17 protein-coding genes are annotated in these 19,960 nt (G+C 61.4%); 4 read left to right on the forward strand and 13 right to left on the reverse strand.

Annotated elements, in window-relative coordinates:
* Window positions 1–377: 377 nt before the first annotated feature.
* The 4 genes from IEY47_RS09900 (at window position 378) to IEY47_RS09915 (ending at window position 5,295) form a co-directional block, all read left to right on the forward strand.
* A complete protein-coding gene (locus IEY47_RS09900) occupies window positions 378–1,676 on the forward strand; it encodes an SfnB family sulfur acquisition oxidoreductase (RefSeq protein ID WP_188983067.1) in 1,299 nt (432 codons plus the stop codon).
* Window positions 1,677–1,679: 3 nt separating this feature from the next.
* Window positions 1,680–2,891: an SfnB family sulfur acquisition oxidoreductase gene (locus tag IEY47_RS09905; RefSeq protein WP_188983068.1), complete on the forward strand. Its 1,212-nt coding sequence runs from the start codon at window positions 1,680–1,682 to the stop codon at window positions 2,889–2,891.
* Window positions 2,891–4,288, forward strand: a complete 1,398-nt coding sequence (locus tag IEY47_RS09910) for an LLM class flavin-dependent oxidoreductase (protein ID WP_188983069.1) — start codon at window positions 2,891–2,893, stop codon at window positions 4,286–4,288. The genes IEY47_RS09905 and IEY47_RS09910 overlap by 1 nt, the downstream gene beginning before the upstream one ends.
* A 194-nt stretch (window positions 4,289–4,482) precedes the next feature.
* Window positions 4,483–5,295: a MetQ/NlpA family ABC transporter substrate-binding protein gene (locus IEY47_RS09915; protein ID WP_188983070.1), complete on the forward strand. Its 813-nt coding sequence runs from the start codon at window positions 4,483–4,485 to the stop codon at window positions 5,293–5,295.
* 158 nt (window positions 5,296–5,453) lie between these two features.
* Here the strand turns inward: IEY47_RS09915 and IEY47_RS09920 are convergent, their stop codons facing one another.
* The 13 genes from IEY47_RS09920 to IEY47_RS09980 all read right to left on the reverse strand — a co-directional run bounded on the left by IEY47_RS09920 (window position 5,454) and on the right by IEY47_RS09980 (window position 19,862).
* Window positions 5,454–6,830: a GntP family permease gene (locus tag IEY47_RS09920; RefSeq protein ID WP_188983071.1), complete on the reverse strand. Its 1,377-nt coding sequence runs from the start codon at window positions 6,828–6,830 to the stop codon at window positions 5,454–5,456.
* Window positions 6,831–6,881: 51 nt separating this feature from the next.
* A complete protein-coding gene (locus IEY47_RS09925) occupies window positions 6,882–7,385 on the reverse strand; it encodes a gluconokinase (RefSeq protein ID WP_188983403.1) in 504 nt (167 codons plus the stop codon).
* Between the two features lie 425 nt (window positions 7,386–7,810).
* Window positions 7,811–8,464, reverse strand: coding sequence for a methionine ABC transporter permease (locus IEY47_RS09930; RefSeq protein WP_188983072.1), 654 nt, complete (start codon window positions 8,462–8,464; stop codon window positions 7,811–7,813).
* Window positions 8,457–9,566 (reverse strand): methionine ABC transporter ATP-binding protein, encoded by a 1,110-nt coding sequence (locus IEY47_RS09935; RefSeq protein WP_188983073.1) that lies wholly within the window; start codon window positions 9,564–9,566, stop codon window positions 8,457–8,459. The genes IEY47_RS09930 and IEY47_RS09935 overlap by 8 nt, the downstream gene beginning before the upstream one ends.
* Entirely contained in the window at window positions 9,563–10,408 is an 846-nt protein-coding gene (locus tag IEY47_RS09940; RefSeq protein WP_188983074.1) for a MetQ/NlpA family ABC transporter substrate-binding protein, read from the reverse strand. The genes IEY47_RS09935 and IEY47_RS09940 overlap by 4 nt, the downstream gene beginning before the upstream one ends.
* Before the next feature lie 223 nt (window positions 10,409–10,631).
* A complete protein-coding gene (locus IEY47_RS09945; RefSeq protein ID WP_188983075.1) occupies window positions 10,632–12,269 on the reverse strand; it encodes a Na+/H+ antiporter in 1,638 nt (545 codons plus the stop codon).
* Between the two features lie 229 nt (window positions 12,270–12,498).
* Window positions 12,499–13,512, reverse strand: coding sequence for an ABC transporter substrate-binding protein (locus IEY47_RS09950; protein ID WP_188983076.1), 1,014 nt, complete (start codon window positions 13,510–13,512; stop codon window positions 12,499–12,501).
* Between the two features lie 251 nt (window positions 13,513–13,763).
* Window positions 13,764–14,630 (reverse strand): ABC transporter permease, encoded by an 867-nt coding sequence (locus tag IEY47_RS09955; protein ID WP_188983077.1) that lies wholly within the window; start codon window positions 14,628–14,630, stop codon window positions 13,764–13,766.
* An 18-nt stretch (window positions 14,631–14,648) separates the two neighbouring features.
* Window positions 14,649–15,515, reverse strand: coding sequence for an ABC transporter ATP-binding protein (locus IEY47_RS09960; RefSeq protein ID WP_188983078.1), 867 nt, complete (start codon window positions 15,513–15,515; stop codon window positions 14,649–14,651).
* 68 nt (window positions 15,516–15,583) lie between these two features.
* Window positions 15,584–16,474 carry a TauD/TfdA dioxygenase family protein gene (locus tag IEY47_RS09965; protein ID WP_188983079.1) on the reverse strand — a complete coding sequence of 297 codons (891 nt, stop codon included), beginning with the start codon at window positions 16,472–16,474 and terminating at the stop codon, window positions 15,584–15,586.
* 388 nt (window positions 16,475–16,862) lie between these two features.
* Window positions 16,863–17,795, reverse strand: a complete 933-nt coding sequence (locus IEY47_RS09970; RefSeq protein ID WP_188983404.1) for a 2-hydroxyacid dehydrogenase — start codon at window positions 17,793–17,795, stop codon at window positions 16,863–16,865.
* 4 nt (window positions 17,796–17,799) lie between these two features.
* On the reverse strand, window positions 17,800–18,555 hold the full coding sequence (locus tag IEY47_RS09975) for a class II aldolase/adducin family protein (protein WP_188983080.1): 756 nt from the start codon (window positions 18,553–18,555) through the stop codon (window positions 17,800–17,802).
* Window positions 18,552–19,862 carry an MFS transporter gene (locus IEY47_RS09980; RefSeq protein ID WP_188983081.1) on the reverse strand — a complete coding sequence of 437 codons (1,311 nt, stop codon included), beginning with the start codon at window positions 19,860–19,862 and terminating at the stop codon, window positions 18,552–18,554. Before IEY47_RS09980 ends, IEY47_RS09975 begins: the two co-directional genes overlap by 4 nt.
* Window positions 19,863–19,960: the final 98 nt, after the last annotated feature.

Consider the following 19,960-nt stretch of genomic DNA (forward strand, 5'->3'; position numbering starts at 1 on the left):
GTAATCGGCGCCTCGCCTACATGACAGCGAGGCAAAACCTACACATATGAACGAGTAGGAAAGCGTTCGTGCGGCGGCTATTCGCGAACGGCAGAAACGATATGGCTGGCATTGAAGGCACACGCTGCTGCCGTTCTGGGATGGATCGCCGTGTTGCTCAACTATCTGGACCGAGCGTCTGAACGCTTATCACGGATGAGCCGGGAACCACCCGATGCGTTTACCTGGCTTCGGTTACCCAATGTTGCTCATGGGGCCTTGGGCCTCGCGAACAAGTTGGTCCTATATATATTCGATTTAACTATTTTCGCTTTTTGTTATTCCCCAATAACGTAGTCGCACCGGACCACCGGACATCGCTTTCTCCTAATCAGCCGATGGTCGGTGGTTCCCATTTCTTGCGAGAACGCCCGGCCTCCTTGTTTTCCGAGAGGTCCGACGTGACGTCATCTCCCACCGACACCGGGCAGGACATCGCCCCCGCGCGATATCCCGCCCACGTCATCAGTAGCGATGCCGAAGCCATACAGGTTGCACGCGCCTTTGCCGAACACGCTGCCAAGGATGCGGCACTGCGCGACCGCAAACGCCTGCTGCCCTGGGCGGAACTTGAGCGTTTCACTGCCAGCGGCCTGGGCAGCATTTCCATTCCCAAAGTTTACGGCGGCCCCGGCGTCAGCAACGCCACCATCGCCGAGGTTTTCCGCATCATCTGCACCGCCGACCCGGCGCTGGGGCAGATTCCGCAGAATCATTTTGGTGTGATCAGCGTATTGATCCACGCCGCCGATGAAGATCAGAAACGCCGCCTGTTCCAAAGCGTGCTCGACGGCGCGCGCATCGGAAACGCCGGGCCTGAACGCGGCACTCGCCATACATTGGAAATCAACGCGCGTGCCATCCGCAAGGGCGACGGTAGCTACCGAGTCAGCGGTGCGAAGTTCTATTCCACCGGCGCCCTGTTCGCGCACTGGATCACGGCCAAGGCGGTGGACGACGATGGCAACGTCGTCATGGCGTTCATTCCACGTGGAACATCGGGCTTGCGCATCATCGATGACTGGTCGGGTATCGGCCAACGGACCACGGCCAGTGGCACGGTGCTGTTGAACGACGTACCGGTCGCCGCCGAAAACATCGTCCAAAGCGGGCAACTGGCCGGAAGGCCGAGCCTGCAAGGGTCATTTTCGCAGCTGATACAGGCCGCGATCGACGCCGGAATCGCCCACGCTGCCGTAGCGGACACCATCGACTTCGTGCGCCAGCGCTCACGTCCCTGGGCCGATGCAGCAGTGAATGAGGCGCGGCTAGAGCCCTACATCATCGCTGAAGTCGGCAAGCTCAAACTCGAACTGCATGCGGCCGAAGCGTTGCTCGACCGCGCGGCGCGTACGCTGGATGCCATTAATGCAGGTCCGTTGGACGACGACGCGGCGGCGCGCGCCTCGATTGCCGTCGCCGAGGCCAAGGTGCTGACCACCGAAATCGCTCTGCTGGCCAGCGAGAAGCTGTTCGAACTGGCCGGGAGCCGCGCGACGCTGGCCGAGTTCAACCTCGATCGTCACTGGCGCAACGCACGTACCCACACGCTGCATGACCCTGTGCGCTGGAAGGTCCACGCCGTCGGCCATTACCACCTCAATGGCGTGCGTCCAGCGCGCCACTCCTGGATCTGAGCCATGACTGCTTCCCTCAACGTAACGCCGCGCCAGACTGCGGCCATCCTCGACAATGATGCGCAGGCGCTGGCAACGGTCGAGGCCCTGGCTGCCGACTTCGCCAAAGACGCCATCGCACGCGACCGGGACCGCCGACTGCCATTCGCCGAACTCGACCGGCTCGCAGCCTCCGGTCTGCTGGCCATTACCGTGCCGCGCGAGTTCGGCGGTGCCGATGTGTCGAGTGCCACGCTGGCGAAAGTCATCGCCCGCCTGGCCGCTGCAGACGGCTCGCTCGGGCAGATTCCACAAAACCATTTCTATGCGCTCGAAGTGCTACGCGTGAATGGCACCCGCGCTCAGCAGGAACGGTTATTCGCCGAGGCGCTATCGGGCGTCCGCTTCGGCAACGCGCTGGCAGAAATCGGCACCAAGACGTCACAGATCCGCACGACCTCGATCACGCCCGACGGCAACGGCTATCGCATCAATGGCCGCAAGTTCTATTCGACCGGCGCGCTCTACGCACAGCGCATTCCAACCGGCGTCATGGCGGAAGACGGCAAGCAATACATGGCGTTTGCCAAGCGCGACACCGAGGGCTTGACGATCATCGACGACTGGTCCGGCTTCGGCCAACGGACCACGGGCAGCGGTTCGGTGGTGTTCGAGAATGTCTATGTCGATGCCGACGATGTCGTGCCTTTCCAGGCCTCGTTCGAACGCCCGACCAGGGTTGGCCCGTTCGCTCAGATCCTGCACGCGGCCATCGATACCGGTATCGCCCGCGGCGCCTACGACGATGCCGTGCATTTCGTCCGCCATCACGCCCGCCCCTGGCCGGACTCCGGCATCGAGAAGGCGAGTGACGACCCGCTCACCATCAGCGAAATCGGTCGCCTCGCGATTCGACTGCACGCTGCCGAGGCGTTGCTCGAACGTGCCGGTGCGCATCTGGATATCGCACGCGGCGCGCCAGATGCTCATAGCGTCGCCGCCGCCTCACTGGCCGTCGCTGAGGCCCGCGCCCTGAGTACGGAAGTATCCCTGGCAGCCGGCAGCAAGCTGATCGAACTGGGCGGCGCTCGCGCGTCACTCGCCGAACACGGCCTCGACCGTCATTGGCGCAATGCCCGCACCCACACGCTCCATGATCCGGTGCGCTGGAAGTACCACGCCATCGGTAACTACTACCTCAACGACGTGCTGCCGCCGCGCAAGGGGTACATCTGATGCCTGCGTCTTCCAAACAGATTCTGCTCAACGCCTTCAACATGAATTGCGTGGGCCACATCAACCATGGACTGTGGACGCACCCGCGCGACCGCTCCACCGAATACAAGACCCTCGACTACTGGACGGATCTGGCGAAACTGCTGGAGCGCGGCCTGTTCGACGGTCTGTTCCTGGCGGACATCGTCGGGGTCTACGACGTCTATGGCGACGGTATCGACCTTACGCTAAAGGAAAGCATCCAGCTTCCCGTCAACGACCCGCTTCTGCTGGTCTCAGCCATGGCGGGCGCCACCCGCCATCTGGGCTTCGGGCTGACCGCCAACCTCAGTTATGAAACGCCGTATCTGTTCGCCCGGCGCATGTCGACGCTGGATCACCTGACCCGCGGGCGCGTGGGCTGGAACATCGTGACGGGGTATCTGGAAAGCGCAGCACGCGCGATGGGCCGACCGAACCAGGTCGATCACGACCGCCGCTATGACCAGGCCGATGAATACCTTGAAGTCATGTACAAGCTCTGGGAAGGCAGCTGGGAGGACGGCGCCGTAATGGAAGATCGCGGGCAGCGGCTCTATGCCCAGCCGGGCAAGGTGCACAAGGTGCGTCACCAGGGCGAGTTCTATCAGGTCGACGGCTACCACCTCTGCGAGCCCTCACCGCAACGAACGCCCGTGCTGTTCCAGGCCGGCTCGTCGGCGCGCGGCCTGCGCTTCGCCGGGAGACATGCCGAGTGCGTGTTCATCTCCGGACAGAACAAAGCGGCGACCACCCGCCAAGTCGAGGCTATTCGTAATGCTGCTCGCGAAGCGGGCCGCGATCCGAACGCGATCAAAGTGTTCATGGGCATCAGCGTCATCACCGCAGCCACTGAGGCGGAAGCGCGCGACAAGCATGCGGAGTACCTGCGCTATGCGAGCCCTGAAGCCGGTCTCGCGCACTATGCCGCCTCCACGGGGATCGACCTGTCGCGTTATGAACTCGATGAGCCCATTCGCTACGAGAAGAACAACGCCATCGAGTCCGCCGTGAAAACGCTCACCCGGAACAACGACTGGACCGTGCGCCGCATCCTGCAAGAGAACGCGCTGGGTGGCCGCTACCCGGCACTCGTTGGCTCGCCGGTGCAAGTCGCCGACGCGCTGCAGAGCTGGGTCGAGGAGACCGGTCTCGATGGCTTCAACCTGACACGCATCGTCACCCCGGAAAGCTACGCAGACTTCATCGACCACGTGATCCCGGAACTGCAAAGCCGCGGCCTGTACAAGACGGAGTACGCCGAAGGCACGCTGCGTAACAAGCTGTTCGATGCAGGAGATCGGCTGCCGGCGAGCCATGTCGGTGCGGATTACCGGGCTTTGACGCGAGGATTACCGGCACGGGAGCAACAGGCATGACCAACAACACGTTCGTAGGGTGGATGGCCAAAGCCATCCACGCGGGCGGTACAGATCTTTGCCCGCCGAACAACGGTATCGCCTGAGCACCCCACAGCTTCGTAGCCCGGGTGAAAACCCTGGAATGGCCAATCGAACAACACACCCTACGCGGGTTTTACCCGCCCTACGTCCAGCACCAGAAGGATCTTCCCATGCAGTACCTCTCGCTCACGGGCCATGGCTGGCTCAAACCACTGGCTTTCTCAGCGCTTGTGGGACTTACCGGCATCGCGCAGGCCGCTCCGCTCAAGATAGGCACCACCGCCGCATTCGCGCCTCCTTTGGAGGTCGCTGTCGAGGAGGCGAAGAAGCAAGGGCTCGAGGTTGAGCTCGTTGAGTTCAGCGACTGGATCGCGCCCAACTCCAGCCTGGCCAACAAGGACATCGACGCCAACTACTACCAGCACACTCCCTTCCTGGAAAACGCCAACAAGACCGCCGGCTACGACCTGGTAGCGGTCAAGCCCGGAATCATCAATAACGTCGGCCTGTACTCCAAGAAGTACAAAAGCTTCGAAGCATTGCCGGATGGCGCGCGCGTCGCCATCGCCAACGACGCCATCAACGGCGGTCGTGGCCTGCAACTATTGCAGAAAGCGGGACTGATCACGCTGACGCCCGGCGTCGGCTACCGCGCGACGCTGAACGACATCACGGATAACCCGAAGGATCTCGAGATCGTCGAGCTCGAAGCTGTACAGCTGGCCCGCTCGTTGGACGACGTCGATCTTGCCCAGGGCTATCCGCACTACATCCGCCTGGCAAAAACGATCGATCCGAAATCCGCCCTGCTGTTCGATGGCGTCGACAACCCCGAGTACATCATCCAGTTCGTCGCCCGCCCGGATAAAAAGGACGACCCGCAGCTGTTGAAATTCATCGACGTCTACCAGCACTCGCCCGCCGTTCGTAAGGCGCTAGATGATGCACACGGCAAGCTGTATCAGCCAGGGTGGAAGGAGTAACACCAGAACGCATACGCGGGTTTCACCCTCCCTACGGACGTACGCCTGTAGAGCGGGCAAAATCCGCACAATTTCGGCACGGCGTAATGACCGTAGGGTGGATAACGGCAACGCCTTATCCACGTATCGCCGCAACCCTATGCGTGGGCCAACCGACCCTAAAGCAACAAGCTGCCAATCACCGCCAGCACGAACGCGATCCCGCCGAGCAATGTCTCCATTACGGTCCAGGTCTTGAGCGTCGTCTTCTCGTCCATTTCCAGGAACCGGCTCACGAGCCAGAATCCGGAGTCGTTCACATGGGACAGAACCGTCGCGCCACCCGCAATCGCCACCACGATAAAGCACAGGTCGAACGCGCTTAGCCCTGTGGTCGCGGCAACGGTCGGCGCCATCAACGCCGCAGCGGTACTCAAAGCAACGGTCGCCGAGCCTTGCGCAACGCGTAGCGCCGCCGAAATCACGAAGGCTGCAACGATCACAGGCATGCCCGTATCCGACAGCAAGCCGGCAAGCGCATCGCCAATGCCGCTGGTGCGCAACACACCCCCGAACATGCCCCCCGCGCCCGTCACCAAAACGATCGAACAGATGGGCCCCAATGCGCCTTCGCACACCTTCTCCAGATGCTGACGGCTGTAGCGGCCGCTGAACGCCAGCAACGCGAACAACACGGTGATAAGTAGCGCGACGGGCGTTTTCCCGATCATTCGCAGGATTTGCACGAGATCGTTGTCGGCACCTACCGCCCCCATGACCGTAAGCGTGTTAAGACCTGTTTCGAGGAAGATGAGCCCGAGCGGCAGCAACAGAATGAGCAGTACCAGCCCGAAGCGCGGTGGCGGTATGGAAGGATCGCGGGCGACGTCTGTCAGGAAGGTTGATGGCAACTTCAGGTCGAAGCGCTTCCCCGCCCAGACCCCAAACAGATAGCCGCCGATGTACCAGGTTGGTAGGGCGATGATCGTGCCGATAATGACCAGCATGCCGATGTTCGCACCGAGGATATCCGCCGCCGCGACCGGGCCAGGGTGTGGCGGTACCAGCGCGTGCATCGCAGCAAATGCGCCAGCGGCGGGCAAGGCATAGCGCAAGGTTGAGCCACCGAAGCGTTTGGCCACGCTGAAGATGATCGGCAGCATCACCACGAGACCGGCATCGAAGAAGATCGGAAAGCCGAACAACAGCGATGCCACCCCCAGCGCAAACGGCGCGCGGGCTTCGCCAAATTTACCGATTAAGGTATCGGCCAGGACCTGCGCGCCGCCCGTAACCTCCAGCAACCGGCCGATCATCGCGCCCAGCCCGACGAGCAACGCGACCGAGGCCAGCGTATTGCCGAACCCGGTCAATAGCGTCGGTACGATCTTGTCGTAGGGAATCTGTGTGGCAAGAGCGGTCAGGATGCTCACCAGGACCAGCGCCAGAAAGGCATGGATCCTGAAACGCATGATCAACAGCAGGAGCAGCGCGACGGCGCCAGCTGCGATGAGTAACAACGCCGTCGCACCGGGCGTGGTGGCCAGTTCGTTCATGGGTCTGCCTCTTTATTGTTGTGGTTGAGGAGAACGCGAAATTCTAGTCGTTCAAGCCCGCCGAACGTGGGGCTGAGGGTGTCTCCACCATTCGGCAGTAAGCTGTCCAAGCCGATCTATTGGCAGGGTTGCATCCAATACCAACGTCTGCGGCTCACCGTTTGGTGGTTCGAGCGTCGCGAATTGGCTGTCGATCAGACTAGCGGGCATGAAATGGCCAGGTCGATTGGAGACTCGCTGCCCGGCCACCTCCCGGCTCAATTCGAGGAACACAAAACCAAGTCCAGGCACGGCGTAACGCAAACGCTCCCGGTATTGCCGTTTGAGCGCCGAGCATGGCATCACCGGGTGCTCTCCAGCGGCTACCGCAGCAGCCAGAACCTCGCCAAGCCGAGCAAGCCAGCCCGCGCGGTCGTCATCATCCAAAGGGATGCCTGCGCTCATCTTGGCGATGTTCTCGGCAGGGTGATATTGATCCCCTTCGATAAGCATGCCGCCGCTGTATCGCACGATCGCTTCACCGACCGAGCTTTTCCCGCAACCGGACACACCCATCACGATAAGGGCCGGTATCAAAGTAGCCATGAAGACCTCCAGAAAAGATCACTCGCTCGTTGGACCTCAGGACATCCGTTACGAGCCGTGTGTCTTACATCTCGTCGATGTTAGGCCTGAGTCCGGGTGGCAAAAACACAGACCAGGCGCAAGATTCTGGAGTTAACTCAAGTACGCCTTAGTGAACTTGGCAAATGGCAGAGCGGGTACCGCCTGGGCCGATGTCATCAGCACTGGACCTAAGGCGCGGCTGGCAACCATGGATACACGCTGAACAGCAGCGCTGCCGCCAAGACGAAGCAAGGTATTGGCCGTGAAGGTCTTAAAAAACGCCCGGACCGCCCGGCAAGTCGGCCCGAACGCTGAAGGAAAGAAGATGAACAGCGTCGTTACAAAGGTCGTGGGAGCGATCGGTAAACCGCCCCTTATCGCGCTCGCAAGAAATGTACGTAACGATCACCCGCGTACTGGATGCCACACACCAGCACGATGAGGATCGCGATCACCGCGAGCATCACGGTGGTGTCGTAACGCTGGTAGCCGTAGCGGATCGCCAAGTCCCCTAGCCCTCCTGCACCGATCGCACCGGCCATGGCCGACGCACCGATCATGGCGACGATGGTGATGGTGAACCCGCCGATGATGCCCGGTAGCGCCTCTGGCAGCAGCACATTGAAGATGATGTGGCGCCGCTCGCAGCCGAGGGATTGCGCAGCCTCAATCACGCCGCCGCCCACTTCCCGGAGGCTGACCTCCGCGATGCGGGCGAAGAACGGCGTGGCGGACAAGGTGATCGGCACCACGGCCGCCCAGACGCCAATCGTCGTACCCACCAGCAGGCGTGTCAGCGGGATCAGCGCTACCAGCAAAATGATGAACGGCGTCGCACGAAACGCGTTGATCACGCTGCCCAATACGCGGTTGAGCGTGGGCGCGGAGAAGATCGCGCCTCGCGCGGTGGTGACGAGGATCATCGCCAACGCGATACCCGCAAACCAGACGATCGCCGCCGAAATCCCCACCATGGTCAGGGTATCGAGAAAGGCTTTCCACAGTGCTTTCAACATGAACTCAGACATGACCCACTACCTTTGCCGAGCTGAACAAGCGGCTGTTCTTGAGGAATTGCGTGATCCGGTTTTCCGGTGCGGCCGTTGCAACCAGAAGCCGCCCTTGCGCATGACCCTGGATACGGTCGATCGAGCCATGCAGCAGTTCGACATGTGCACCTAAAGCCGCAGCGATCGCGCCAAGGTCCGGCTCGCGGGCAGAGTCACCGTCGTAGACCAGTTCGATGACAGCCTGGCCGCCCGCAGATGTCTGTTTCAGACGTTGCTGAAGATCGACCGGCAACTGCGTCGCCAATGGCGCCAGCAGCGAACGCGTGGCGTCGGCCTGCGGCTTGCCGAATATCTGCCAGACCGGCCCCTGCTCCACGACGAGCCCCTGCTCCAGCACCACCACGTGGTCGCAGATCTGCCGGATCACCGCCATTTCATGGGTGATGAGCACGATGGTGAGGCCCAGCCGTGTGTTGATCTCTTTCAGCAGCGAGAGGATCGACTGCGTGGTCTCCGGGTCGAGCGCACTGGTGGCCTCGTCACACAACAGGATTTCCGGCTCGAGCATCAACGCACGGGCGATACCGACACGCTGCTTCTGACCTCCGGAGAGCCGCGAAGGATAGACATGCTCCTTTCCTTCCAGCCCCACTAGCGCCAGCAATTCCCGCGCACGGTGCTCAATGTCGGCTCGCTTGTGCCCTGCCGCCTTCAAGGGCAGCGCCAGATTTTCCAGTACCGTCTGCGAGCTGAGCAGATTGAAATGCTGGAAGATCATGCCGATACGCCGACGCAATCCGACTAACCCCGCCCCGCGCAGGCGCCCTATGTCATCGCCGTCGATGAGAATCTGGCCTTCACTGACGTCTTCCAGTCGGTTGAACGTCCGGATCAGGCTCGATTTGCCCGCGCCGCTGCGGCCGATGATCCCGAAGATCTCGCCGCGGTGAATAGTCAGGTCGATCGCCTCTAGTGCGGTCACCGGGCCCGTCTTGGCGTGATAGGTCTTGCCGACGCTCTTGACCTCGATATGCGCTTTTGCCGCCACCGCCTGGTGCACTAGTGCCGATACCTCGGCGGCGGTTTGTGCGTGCTGTTGGCGTAGGGAGACCACGCTCATCGTGATGCCTCCTGTCGTCCGGAGAGCCATGCCAGCGAGTACAGCTCAGGATTGCCATAGGCCTTGCTGATTGCCTCACGTACGCGCGGATCGTTCTGGAAGATGTCGATAAAGGTGCGGATGGCCGGGTTGTCGACATTCTTCGACGTCACCACGAAGCGCAACGCATAGAGGTGGCCGTTCTCCTGGTCATTGCTGAACAGCAGCGCGCTGCCAGGATCAGTCGTGCCGGCGGCCAGAATGTGCGACGGGTAGCTCTGAGCGACGGTCACGTCGTCGAGAATTCGCGCCAGCTGTGGGCCGGGCAGTTCGATGAACTTGAGGTTTTTCGGGTTCGCTTCGATGTCCGCCAAACCGGCCTTCGGGCCGACGCCGTCACGCAGCTTGATCAACCCCGCGCGGTCGTACAGGTGAAGGCCTCGGCCCTGGTTCACAGGATCGTCCGCGACGGCAACGGTGTCACCGTCCTTTACTTCGTTGAACGAGGTAATTTTCTTCGAGTACAGCCCGACCTTATTTTCTACACCGTAAGCGATCGGCACGAGATCGTAGCCGTTCTGCTGTACGGCGTTTTCCAGGAAGGGTTGGTGCTGGAAGTAGTTGATGTCCAGATCACCATTGGAAAGCGCTAGGTTCGGCGTATTCCAATCACTGAACGAGAGCACTTCCACCTCGATGCCTTTCTCTTTCGCAAGCTGTGCAGCAAGTTCGATGGCCGCGTTCTGCGGGCTGTCGTTGATACCGATACGGAGGTGATTGTCAGCGGCAAGCGCCTGACCGGCGGACAGGGCCAGTAAGGGAGCCATAACCAAAAGCCGTTTCAAGAAGGCGGGAAGTTGCATCGTGAACCACTCCGGAAAAGAAGCCCGTGAAGGGCGGTTGGTCTCCGGTGGTCCGGTCGAGCGGGGTCATGGATGCAACTTACTAGGAATAAGTGGCGAAAAATAAATACGCTTTAGATCTATAGATATGACGGTGCATCCGCTTGCTCTGTTGAGCGAAACCCTAGCGCGGGTGATACCTGCGACTCCTCGAGCCCACGAGGTTTCACCCGACCCAAAACACTTAACCGCTTTGCTGTGCTTCCATCAGGTCGATTTCGCGGATCAGCTTGCGCGCCACCTCTTCTTCCAGGCGCTTGCGGCGGACCATGCGGAACAACTCGTCACGCTCGGCACGCAGGCCGGCGAGGCGGAGCTGGCGTTCAATCTCTTCGGTCTTCGCGGCGTTCTGGCGGTCTTCGTCCTCGTCCGGCTTGGCGCGGTTATCGATGCGGTAGCGATAGAGATCGGAGATGCGCCCGGCGGCTTCTATGTAGCGGTCCGCATCCGGGCGGCCCTCGCTCATGTCGTGCGTGGCCTTCTCGATCGCACGAATGGCGGCGCGCGCGGCGATATCACGAGCACGATCCATTTCGGACTGGTGCTCGGGCTCAGCGGGCAGATCGAGGCCGTTCTTGAGCAGGATCGGCATGAACACGCTGGCGACGACCAGCGACATGATGATCACCCCGGCCGCCAGCAGAATGGCCAAATCTCGCGCCGGAAATGGCGTGCCGTCGTTCATGACCAGCGGCAAGGTCAGGACACCGGCCAGGGTAATCGCACCCCGCGCGCCCGCAACCGAAGTCGTGGCCGCCACACGCCAGAGCGAACGAGGCGCTTCGGCGCGACGGCGATAAAGCGTGAAGCGGATCGACAGCCAGACCCAAGCGAAACGCAACGCACCCAGCGCGAGGTTGATGACGACGATGTAGAGCACCAGCCAGATTGGCTCGTGATACCCGGTTTCGCGCACTACCTGGCTAGCACCGGCGATGATGCCCGGCAACTGTTCGCCGAGCAGGACGAAGATCATGCCATTGAGTGCGAACTGCAGGACGTCCCAGACCGCCGTCCGCCGCACCCGAGTCACAGCCAGCGCACGGCCGGACAGCTCCGTGTAGCTCATGCTGATACCGGCCGCGACGGCGGCGAGGATGCCGGAGCAATGCAGGTGTTCAGCCGCGAGATAGGCGAGGAACGGGATCAGCAGGCTGATGAGGATTTGCGCCCCGGTCTCTTCGCCGAAGCGGCGCGATGTCCACTCCTTCAGTCGGGTGATACCCCAGGTCACGGCCACACCGATGGCGATGCCGCCCAAGGCCAACTGGACGAAATTTATCGCCGCTTCCGATGCCGAGAACGTACCCGTGAGCGTGGCGGCAATCGCGAAGCGCAAGCACACCAGACCGGACGCGTCGTTGAGCAGCGACTCGCCCTCCAGCACATGCATCAGCCGCTTGGGGATGGGCACACGCTTGGCGATCGCGGAGACCGCTACCGGGTCGGTCGGTGAAATGACCGCCGCCAGCGCGAACGCCACCGGCATCGGCATGGACGGAATCAGCAGATGGATAAAGTAACCGACCCCGACCACGGTGAAGATCACCAAACCCAGGGCCAGCGCGAGGATCATTTCCTTGTCGCGCAGCAGACCTTCCTTGGGGATGCGCCAGCCATCGAGGAACAGCAACGGTGGCAGGAAGATGAGAAAGAAGACTTCCGGGTCCAGCTCCAGACGCCAACCCGACACCATCCCGATCGCCGCACCTAGGGCGATCTGCAGCAATGGCAGAGGAAGGGGGAACGGCAGCATTCTCACCAGCGTGCTGCTGATGATCACGGCAATCAGCATCACCAGGACAAGGGTGATGGTTTCCATACGACGACTCCTTGGTACAGCGGGCGATCTAAGTAACGGGGTGTTTCAGACTCGCTATTGTGTTGGTCGTTCGCAGGCCGGGGCAAGTCACGTCGGGGTTGCGTTTGTAGGAAGAGCGATCGCCCACAAGTGGGCTCCTACAGAAAAGCGCGTCCTGTGTAGGAGCCCACTTGTGGGCGATCGCTTTTATAAAAAACGGCGCCTGGGCGCCGTTTCGTCATTTGCAGGATCAACTCCCCGGATTGGCATGTGCCTCTTCGAAGAAATAGTCCTTCCACGACTCGGCCTTGTTCTTCAGCACGCCAAGTTCATGCAGCTTCTCGGCATAGATGAAGGTTTGCTGCGGCGAGACGGTGAAGATGTTTTCTTGGTCCTCGACGATCTTGCGGACGAACGTCGCATCGAGCTTGGAGTTCTCGACGCGAATGTAGGTCTCGGCCGCCTTGGCCTTGTCCGCGTTGATGATCTCTGCCGCTTCGGTCAGCGCGTCGTAGAACGCCTTGTAGGTCTTCGGATTCTCGTCGTGGAATTTCTCGGTGGTGTACAGCACGTTGAACGTCGCCGGGCCGCCGAGAATGTCGTAGGAGCTGATCAGCTTATGCACCTTCGGGTTTTCCAGCGCCTGGTATTGGAACGGCGGGCTGGAGAAGTGCGCGCTGATTTCCCCGCCGCCGGACATCAGCGCAGCGGTGGCGTCTGGATGTGGCAGGCTGACGCTGATCTTGTCGAAGCGTCTGAAGTCGTCGTTGCCGAAAAGCTTGGCGGTTTCGATCTGCAGGGTTCGAGATTGGAAACCAACGCCGGCAGCAGGGACGGCGATGCGGTCTTTATCCGTCAGGTCCTTCACCGTCTTCACGTCAGGGTTGTTGCTCAGCAGGTAATTAGGCAGCGAGCCGAGTGCGGCCACGGCTTTCACATTTTGGCGGCCCTTGGTGCGGTCCCAGACGGTCAGCATCGGTGGTACGCCTGCGGAGACGATATCCAGGCTACCGGCGAGCAAGGCCTCGTTCATCGCGGTCGCCCCAGAGATGGTGCGCCAGTCGACTTTGATATCGACGCCCTGTTCCTTGCCGTGCTTCTCGATGAGGCCTTGGTCTTTCACGACGTCGAGGATGAGGTAACCGATACCGAACTGCTGGGCGATGCTGATTTCGCCTTCTGCGTGTGCCGCCAGCGGCAACGACAGCGCGCCGAGAAGTCCGAGGGTGCTGGCCAAACGGCCGAGCGGGTGTCTTTTGTTCATGTTGAAGTCCTTTTGGTTAATCGGGTGACGCCACGGTATGGATGCAGGCCGGGGCGGTTTGAAAATGGTCGAGCAATTTTTAAGCTGGAAAACCGGGACCGCAGGACAAACGAAGGTCCCCTGTAGGAGCGAGCTTGCTCGCGAAAGCGGTAGCAAGGCCGACCCAAAGTCTTCGCGCCGAACATCTCATTCGCGAGCAAGCTCGCTCCTACAGAATTTTGTGTTATCCCCAAATCACGGCGTACGCCGCCTCACCGCTGCATCCCCCATCGCTTCACGGTCACGCGCTCCAGCGTGGCGAACACGAGGTTCTCCACCAGCAGCCCGATGAGGATCACGGCCGCGAGGCCGGCGAAGACGTTGTCGGTGTAGAGTTCGTTACGGTTCTGGAAGATGTACCAACCCAGGCCGCCCTGCCCGCTGCTTGCGCCGAACACGAGCTCTGCGGCGATCAGGGTCCTCCAGGCGAACGCCCAGCCGATCTTCAAGCCCGCAAGAATCGACGGCAGCGCGGCGGGAATGAGGATGTAGCCCACGAAACGCAGCCCCTTGAGGCCATAGTTGCGGCCGGCCATGCGCAACGTGTCCGACACGCCGAGAAAGCCCGAATACATGTTCAGCGCCAACGCCCAGAGCACCGAGTGCACCAGCACGAAGATCAAGCTGCCCTCGCCCAGACCGAACCACAGCAACGCCAACGGCAGTAGCGCTATAGCTGGCAGCGGGTTGAACATCGACGTGAGGGTCGAGAGCAGGTCCCGGCCGAACTGGGTCGACACCGCCAGCGTGGTCAGCACGAACGCCAGCAACAGACCGATCAGGTAGCCCTTGATAAGGACCTTCAGCGAGACCCACACCTTGACCGGCAACTCACCGCTGCCGATCCCGGCGATGAACGCTTTCGCCGTTTGCAAAAAGCCCGGCAACAGCAAGTCGTTGCCCTGCACTCGTGCGGCGACTTCCCAAACGACGGCCAGCACCACGAGGATCAGCGTCTTGCGCAGCCAGCCCTGTTGCCACAGGCGCTGCCCGAAGGACACGTCCCGGTGCAGCGGTAGATCGCCCAAGGGCGGCAGTTCGATTTCGTACTCCTGACGCCGTGCAGAAGATTGAGTCATGACAAGTCTCCTGTGAGGTCAGTAGGCAATGCGAACGTCGGCAAAGCCGAGTTCGTCGGTGGATGCGGCTGGCTCACTTTCGCCGAACAGCAGGCGGTGGATGCGCTGCGCCGTCTGCTGGAACTGCACACCGCCGAGGCTGTGCAGATCGAACTGATGGCTGTTGATCTCGGCCCGCACACGCCCTGGATGGGGCGACAGCAACAGGATGCGATTGCCGACCACCAGCGCCTCTTCGATGGAGTGCGTCACGAACAGCAAGGTGAAGCGCACCTCTTCCCAAAGCTCCAGCAGTTCTTCCTGCATCTTGCGGCGGGTGAGGGCGTCGAGCGCGGCGAAGGGTTCATCCATCAGCAGGATTTTCGGCTGCATCGCCAGCGCACGGGCAATCGCCACGCGCGCCTTCATCCCGCCGGACAAGGTGTGCGGGTAGGCGTCGACGAACTTGGCCAGCCCGACCTTGCCCAGGTAGTGCAGTGCGCGTTCCTCGGCTTCGGCGCGCTTCAACGTGCGCGAGGCGAGCAGCGGGAACATGACGTTTTCCTTGACCGTCTTCCATGGCGGAAGCTGATCGAACTCCTGGAACACGACGATGCGGTCAGGGCCGGGCTCACGCACGGTGGCGCCATCCAGACGAATATCGCCGCCGATGGGTTTCATGAATCCACCCACGGCTTTGAGCAGTGTGGATTTGCCGCAGCCCGATGGGCCGAGAAGAACGAAACGGTCGGCGGGGTCGACTTCGAAACTGACCTCGTGAGTCGCCCGGACTACACGTTGGGGCGTGCGGTATTCGAGGCTGACCTTATCCACCTGCAGCAGTGCAGTGGGCGGAAACGAGGAGACCGAAGCGCTGGCCGCGTGGCCTTGCAGGACGGTGCTCATTGAGTACTCCTGAAACGTTGAAGGGATGTCAGCGGAACAGGTGGCCTCTAAGAGGCCACCGCTGGAAATCAAAAGGTCGCGTCGCCCTGAATCGTGGTGCGATAGAGCTTGCGGCGCAGGTGCGATGGGCAGCCCGCTGCCAGGTGCTGCAAGGACCGGTTGTCCCAGAACACCATGTCGCGCGGTTGCCATTGGTGGCGGTAGATCAGATCGGGATGGGTGCTATGCGCATACAGCTCGGCGAGGATCTGGCGGCTCTCGTCTTCGGGCAGGTCGAGAATGCGCGTGGTGAAACCTTCACTGACGAACAGCGCCTTGCGGCCGTTCTCGGGATGGGTACGCACCACCGGGTGGATGACTTCCTGCACCTGGGCGAGTTGCTCGGCGGACAGCGTCGGGCGCCAGTTGCCCTCGAACTTAGGCTCTGCATAACGCGCGGTGTAGGAGTGCGCGGCGCGGCGGCCTTCGACGGCTTTCTTCAATGCGTCAGGCAACGTATCCCATGCCTTGTGCTGGTCGGCGAACAAAGTGTCACCGCCCTCTTCCGGCAACTCCTGCGCGTGCAGCATCGAGCCGAGGCTCGGCAGTTCCTTGTAGGAAAGATCCGAATGCCAGAACTTGCCGGCATCGCCCAAACCGACAGGCTGACCGTTCTCGACGATGTTCGAGACGATCAGAATTTCCGGGTGGCCGGCCAAGTGGAATTGCTTGAGTACGTGAATCTGCAGGATGCCGAAGCGGCGGCTGAATTCGATCTGCTGCTCGGGCGTGATCGCCTGATCGCGAAAGACCACGACGTGGTGATCCAGATGCGCGCGGTGAATACGCGCGAAATCTTCGTCGTTAAGCGGGCGGCTGAGGTCCAGATCGAGAACCTCGGCTCCAAGTCCTCCCTCGAGCGGACGAATGTCGAATGACTGGGCAGCGGCAGGCGAGGAAACGTTGGATACGGCGGTCATGGTGACGCTCCACACAGTGCACCCCTCGGTTAGAGAAGCCACGCCCCCGGAAAAGAGGTAGTGCTTCATCGAAGGGAAGCGGTTACCGGTCAAGACCGGCGAACTAAGTGCGGCGCGCCGATTGGTCGGCAGGTACGCGATAACGGAACAATATCGATCTAACGATTGATTATTAAATATCGTTATCGAATATGGATATGCAGGCGAGGCATCTTGGTGCTAGTCCCTAAAGCGACCCGACGTTCGATCCATAGCAGCGCCGAAGTGCGGTATGCCCAAACGAGGGCCGTGCCGCCCTTAAACCCCGGTGTGTCAGGCAGAGAGCGGCGTCTGAAACGGGCACGAAATGCGTTCGCGCCCGTTCCACCTGCCCTACGGTTCGGCGCGCTCAATACCCCAATGCGGGATCGACCAGGTTGTTCAACGGCAATCCTGCGCCTAGACGCCGCACGTTCTCGGCGACTTGCGTAGCGATACAGGCATCCGACGCGGCTGACGCCATATGGGGCGTAATCCACACCTGCGGGCAGCGCCAGAGGGGTGAGTCGACCGACAGTGGCTCCTGCTCGAAGACATCCAGCAACGCGCCACGCAAACGCCCCCTGTCGAGTGCCTCGAGCAGATGCGCTTCGTTTACATGCCCGCCGCGGCCACAGTTAATGAGCGCAGCCCCCGGCGCCAAGCGATCGAAGACCTCATGCGCGAGCAACCCCTGGGTCGCCGGTGTCAGCGGCAGTAGGTTGATCAGCACGTCCAGGCCATTCAAGAAATCGTCCCGTGCTGCATCGCCGGCGTAAGTGGCCACGTCCGGTAGCTCACGGGCTGTACGTGCCCATCCTCGAACCGCATACCCTGCATCGGCCAGGCGCCGAGCGACGGGCGTGCCGATGGCGCCGAGCCCCATGACACCTACTTGAAAATCACGCGCTGTTCGCTGTACCGGACGTTGCCACTGCTGCGTCGAGCGCCCGTTCAGAACTTGATCGAACCGGCGATGGAAATGCAGCACGCCCCAATGGACGTATTCGGCCATCCCCAGACTATGGTCTGGGTCCACGACCCGGCAGACCGGCACGTTCAGCGGCTGAGACGGGTCTTGCTCCAGATGATCGACGCCCGACCCTATCGAATGAATCAACTTCAGGGCCGGCAACCGGTCGAGGCTTCCCGCCGCCGGGTACCAGCAGACGGCGACCTCCGCCGCCCCTGCATCCGCGTCGCCCGGTCTCTGGACGTCCAGATGCGGCGCGTGCGTTGCGAACACCTCGGCTAGCCATGCTTCTAGCGCAGGGTCCCGGCAGAGCAATACGATGCGTGGCATGGGATCAGCTGCACCAGTCATCGCGTTGTTCCTCGATCAGGCTCAGCGCTGCTGTCCAGGCCAGATCGATGATGCCGTCGATGCCATCGCGGCTGAATTGTTCGGCGGTGTGGCGGCACACCTCCTCGCTGGGATAGTTCAGCGCGACGCCAGCCGACATCGCCTGGATCTGCGCCTGGCAGGCGCGCTCGAGGAAATAGATCTCGTGGAACGCATGAGCCACGCTTTCGCCGCCCGCCAGCAGGCCATGGTTACGCAAGATCATCGCCTTGTGCGTGCCAAGGTCATTCACCAGACGGACGCGCTCATCCAGCGATAACGCGATGCCTTCGTAGGTGTGGTACGCCAGGTTGCCGTAAAACTTCAGCGCGTGCTGCGTCAGCGGCAACAGCCCATCCCGCTGGGCCGCGACGGCCATGCCGGCGGCAGTGTGGGTGTGAACGATACAGTGCATGTCGTCACGGGCCTGATGGATGGCCGAGTGGATGACGAACCCCGCTGCATTGACGCGCCCGTGGCCGTACACGCCGTCCACGACATTGCCGTCGAGGTCGATGAGCACCAAATCGCTGGCCTTCATCTTCTCGAACGCCACGCCATAGCGGTTGATCAGGAAATGATGTTCGGGCCCGGGCACGCGCAGGGTGATGTGCGTGTCGATCAGGTCCGTCATGCGGTAGTACGCGATCAATCGATACAGCGCCGCGAGATCGCATCGGGCCTGCCATTCGGCAGTGGATATTGCAGCCGGTTTACTCATGGGATGGCAACCTCCGGACGGGCGATGGAACGGTTTTCATGTGGGGTGGCACGCAGTCGAGCGAGACCTAGCACGCCAATCAGCGACAGCAGCGCCAGGAAGCTGAAGAACAAAGCCAGCGGCCACCACTGACCCGCGAAATGCCCAGCGAGCCAGGTACCGACGAGTGGCGTCATACCGCCCGTCAAGGCGCAGCACAGCTGGTAGGCGATGGAAATGCCGGAATACCGCACCTGCGGCGGGAAGGCCTCGGCCATGTAACCCGCGATGACGGCATAGAGCGCAGAAAGCAGTACGACGGCCAGGGTGATACCCGCGGTCATGTAGAACAGGTTACCGGTCTGCACGAGCAGGAACATCGGGTACGGCACGAGAATGCATAGTGTGGCGACCGCCGTCAGGAAGCGTCCGGTACCCAAGCGCTCGGAAAGCAGCGCCGAGCAGGGTTGCGAAATGAACTGCAGGACGGTTACGAGAAACAGGCAATCGAGGATGGTCGAGCGCGAAATCCCCTGATATTGCGTCACGTAAGTGATCATGAACGTATTGGTGAAGAAGAACCCCGCCGAGCCGATGGTGACGGCTGCCGCGGCGAAGAGGATCTGCCGCCAGTGACCGCGGATCACGTCGAGCACTGGATTTTTCACCGTCTGCTTGTTCTCTTTCACTTCCGCGAATTCCGGCGACTCTGGTACGCCGAAACGAATGAACAAGCCCACAAGCATCAACACGGCGCTCATCAAGAAGGGAACGCGCCAGCCCCAGGTCATCATCGATTCCTGATCCATGCTGCTGATGGCGCGAAAGGCGATCAGCGCCAGCAACAGGCCAGCGGGGCTGCCCCATTGCGCGAAGGAGGCGAAGAACACCTTGCGCCGCTTGGGTGCGTGCTCACTGGCCATGAGGACCGCTCCGCCCCATTCGCCGCCGACGGAGATGCCTTGCAGGAAGCGCAGCGCGACCAGGCCGATCGGCCCCCAGATCCCGGCTTGGGCATAGGTTGGTAGCAGGCCGATACCCGCGGTGGCGAGCCCCATCAGCACCATGGTGAACAGCAACATTTTCTTGCGGCCCAGGCGGTCGCCGAGATGGCCGAAGATAAGACCGGCGAAAGGCCGCGCGATGAAGCCCACGGCAAAGGTGCCAAACGCGGCCATGGTGCTCAGGACGGGATCATCGCCGGGAAAGAACAACGGCCCCAGGACCAATGCCGCGGCGAATGCATAGATGTAGAAATCGTAGAACTCGATCGTGGTGCCGATGAAGGCAGCCGCCGCCGCTCTGCGCGGGGTCGAGGTAGTGGTCATCGCAGGCTCTCCGGAATCGTTGTTATAGGCAGGAGAAAAAACGTCCCCGTGTCGGGAAGGGTCGCGCTCTGACGGCGCGTTGCCGAATGATGCGCCTG

Origin of the sequence: Pseudomonas matsuisoli (genome assembly GCF_014647635.1) — a bacterium.
Taxonomy (GTDB): domain Bacteria; phylum Pseudomonadota; class Gammaproteobacteria; order Pseudomonadales; family Pseudomonadaceae; genus Pseudomonas_P; species Pseudomonas_P matsuisoli.

What these genes read in the sequence shown, in the direction of transcription:
- IEY47_RS09900 (WP_188983067.1), top strand. Translation starts at nt 378, where the DNA reads ATGGTCGGTGGTTCCCATTTCTTGCGAGAACGCCCGGCCTCCTTGTTT.
- IEY47_RS09905 (WP_188983068.1), top strand. Translation starts at nt 1,680, where the DNA reads ATGACTGCTTCCCTCAACGTAACGCCGCGCCAGACTGCGGCCATCCTC.
- IEY47_RS09910 (WP_188983069.1), top strand. Translation starts at nt 2,891, where the DNA reads ATGCCTGCGTCTTCCAAACAGATTCTGCTCAACGCCTTCAACATGAAT.
- IEY47_RS09915 (WP_188983070.1), top strand. Translation starts at nt 4,483, where the DNA reads ATGCAGTACCTCTCGCTCACGGGCCATGGCTGGCTCAAACCACTGGCT.
- IEY47_RS09920 (WP_188983071.1), bottom strand. Translation starts at nt 6,830, where the DNA reads ATGAACGAACTGGCCACCACGCCCGGTGCGACGGCGTTGTTACTCATC.
- IEY47_RS09925 (WP_188983403.1), bottom strand. Translation starts at nt 7,385, where the DNA reads ATGGGTGTGTCCGGTTGCGGGAAAAGCTCGGTCGGTGAAGCGATCGTG.
- IEY47_RS09930 (WP_188983072.1), bottom strand. Translation starts at nt 8,464, where the DNA reads ATGTCTGAGTTCATGTTGAAAGCACTGTGGAAAGCCTTTCTCGATACC.
- IEY47_RS09935 (WP_188983073.1), bottom strand. Translation starts at nt 9,566, where the DNA reads ATGAGCGTGGTCTCCCTACGCCAACAGCACGCACAAACCGCCGCCGAG.
- IEY47_RS09940 (WP_188983074.1), bottom strand. Translation starts at nt 10,408, where the DNA reads ATGCAACTTCCCGCCTTCTTGAAACGGCTTTTGGTTATGGCTCCCTTA.
- IEY47_RS09945 (WP_188983075.1), bottom strand. Translation starts at nt 12,269, where the DNA reads ATGGAAACCATCACCCTTGTCCTGGTGATGCTGATTGCCGTGATCATC.
- IEY47_RS09950 (WP_188983076.1), bottom strand. Translation starts at nt 13,512, where the DNA reads ATGAACAAAAGACACCCGCTCGGCCGTTTGGCCAGCACCCTCGGACTT.
- IEY47_RS09955 (WP_188983077.1), bottom strand. Translation starts at nt 14,630, where the DNA reads ATGACTCAATCTTCTGCACGGCGTCAGGAGTACGAAATCGAACTGCCG.
- IEY47_RS09960 (WP_188983078.1), bottom strand. Translation starts at nt 15,515, where the DNA reads ATGAGCACCGTCCTGCAAGGCCACGCGGCCAGCGCTTCGGTCTCCTCG.
- IEY47_RS09965 (WP_188983079.1), bottom strand. Translation starts at nt 16,474, where the DNA reads ATGACCGCCGTATCCAACGTTTCCTCGCCTGCCGCTGCCCAGTCATTC.
- IEY47_RS09970 (WP_188983404.1), bottom strand. Translation starts at nt 17,795, where the DNA reads ATGCCACGCATCGTATTGCTCTGCCGGGACCCTGCGCTAGAAGCATGG.
- IEY47_RS09975 (WP_188983080.1), bottom strand. Translation starts at nt 18,555, where the DNA reads ATGAGTAAACCGGCTGCAATATCCACTGCCGAATGGCAGGCCCGATGC.
- IEY47_RS09980 (WP_188983081.1), bottom strand. Translation starts at nt 19,862, where the DNA reads ATGACCACTACCTCGACCCCGCGCAGAGCGGCGGCGGCTGCCTTCATC.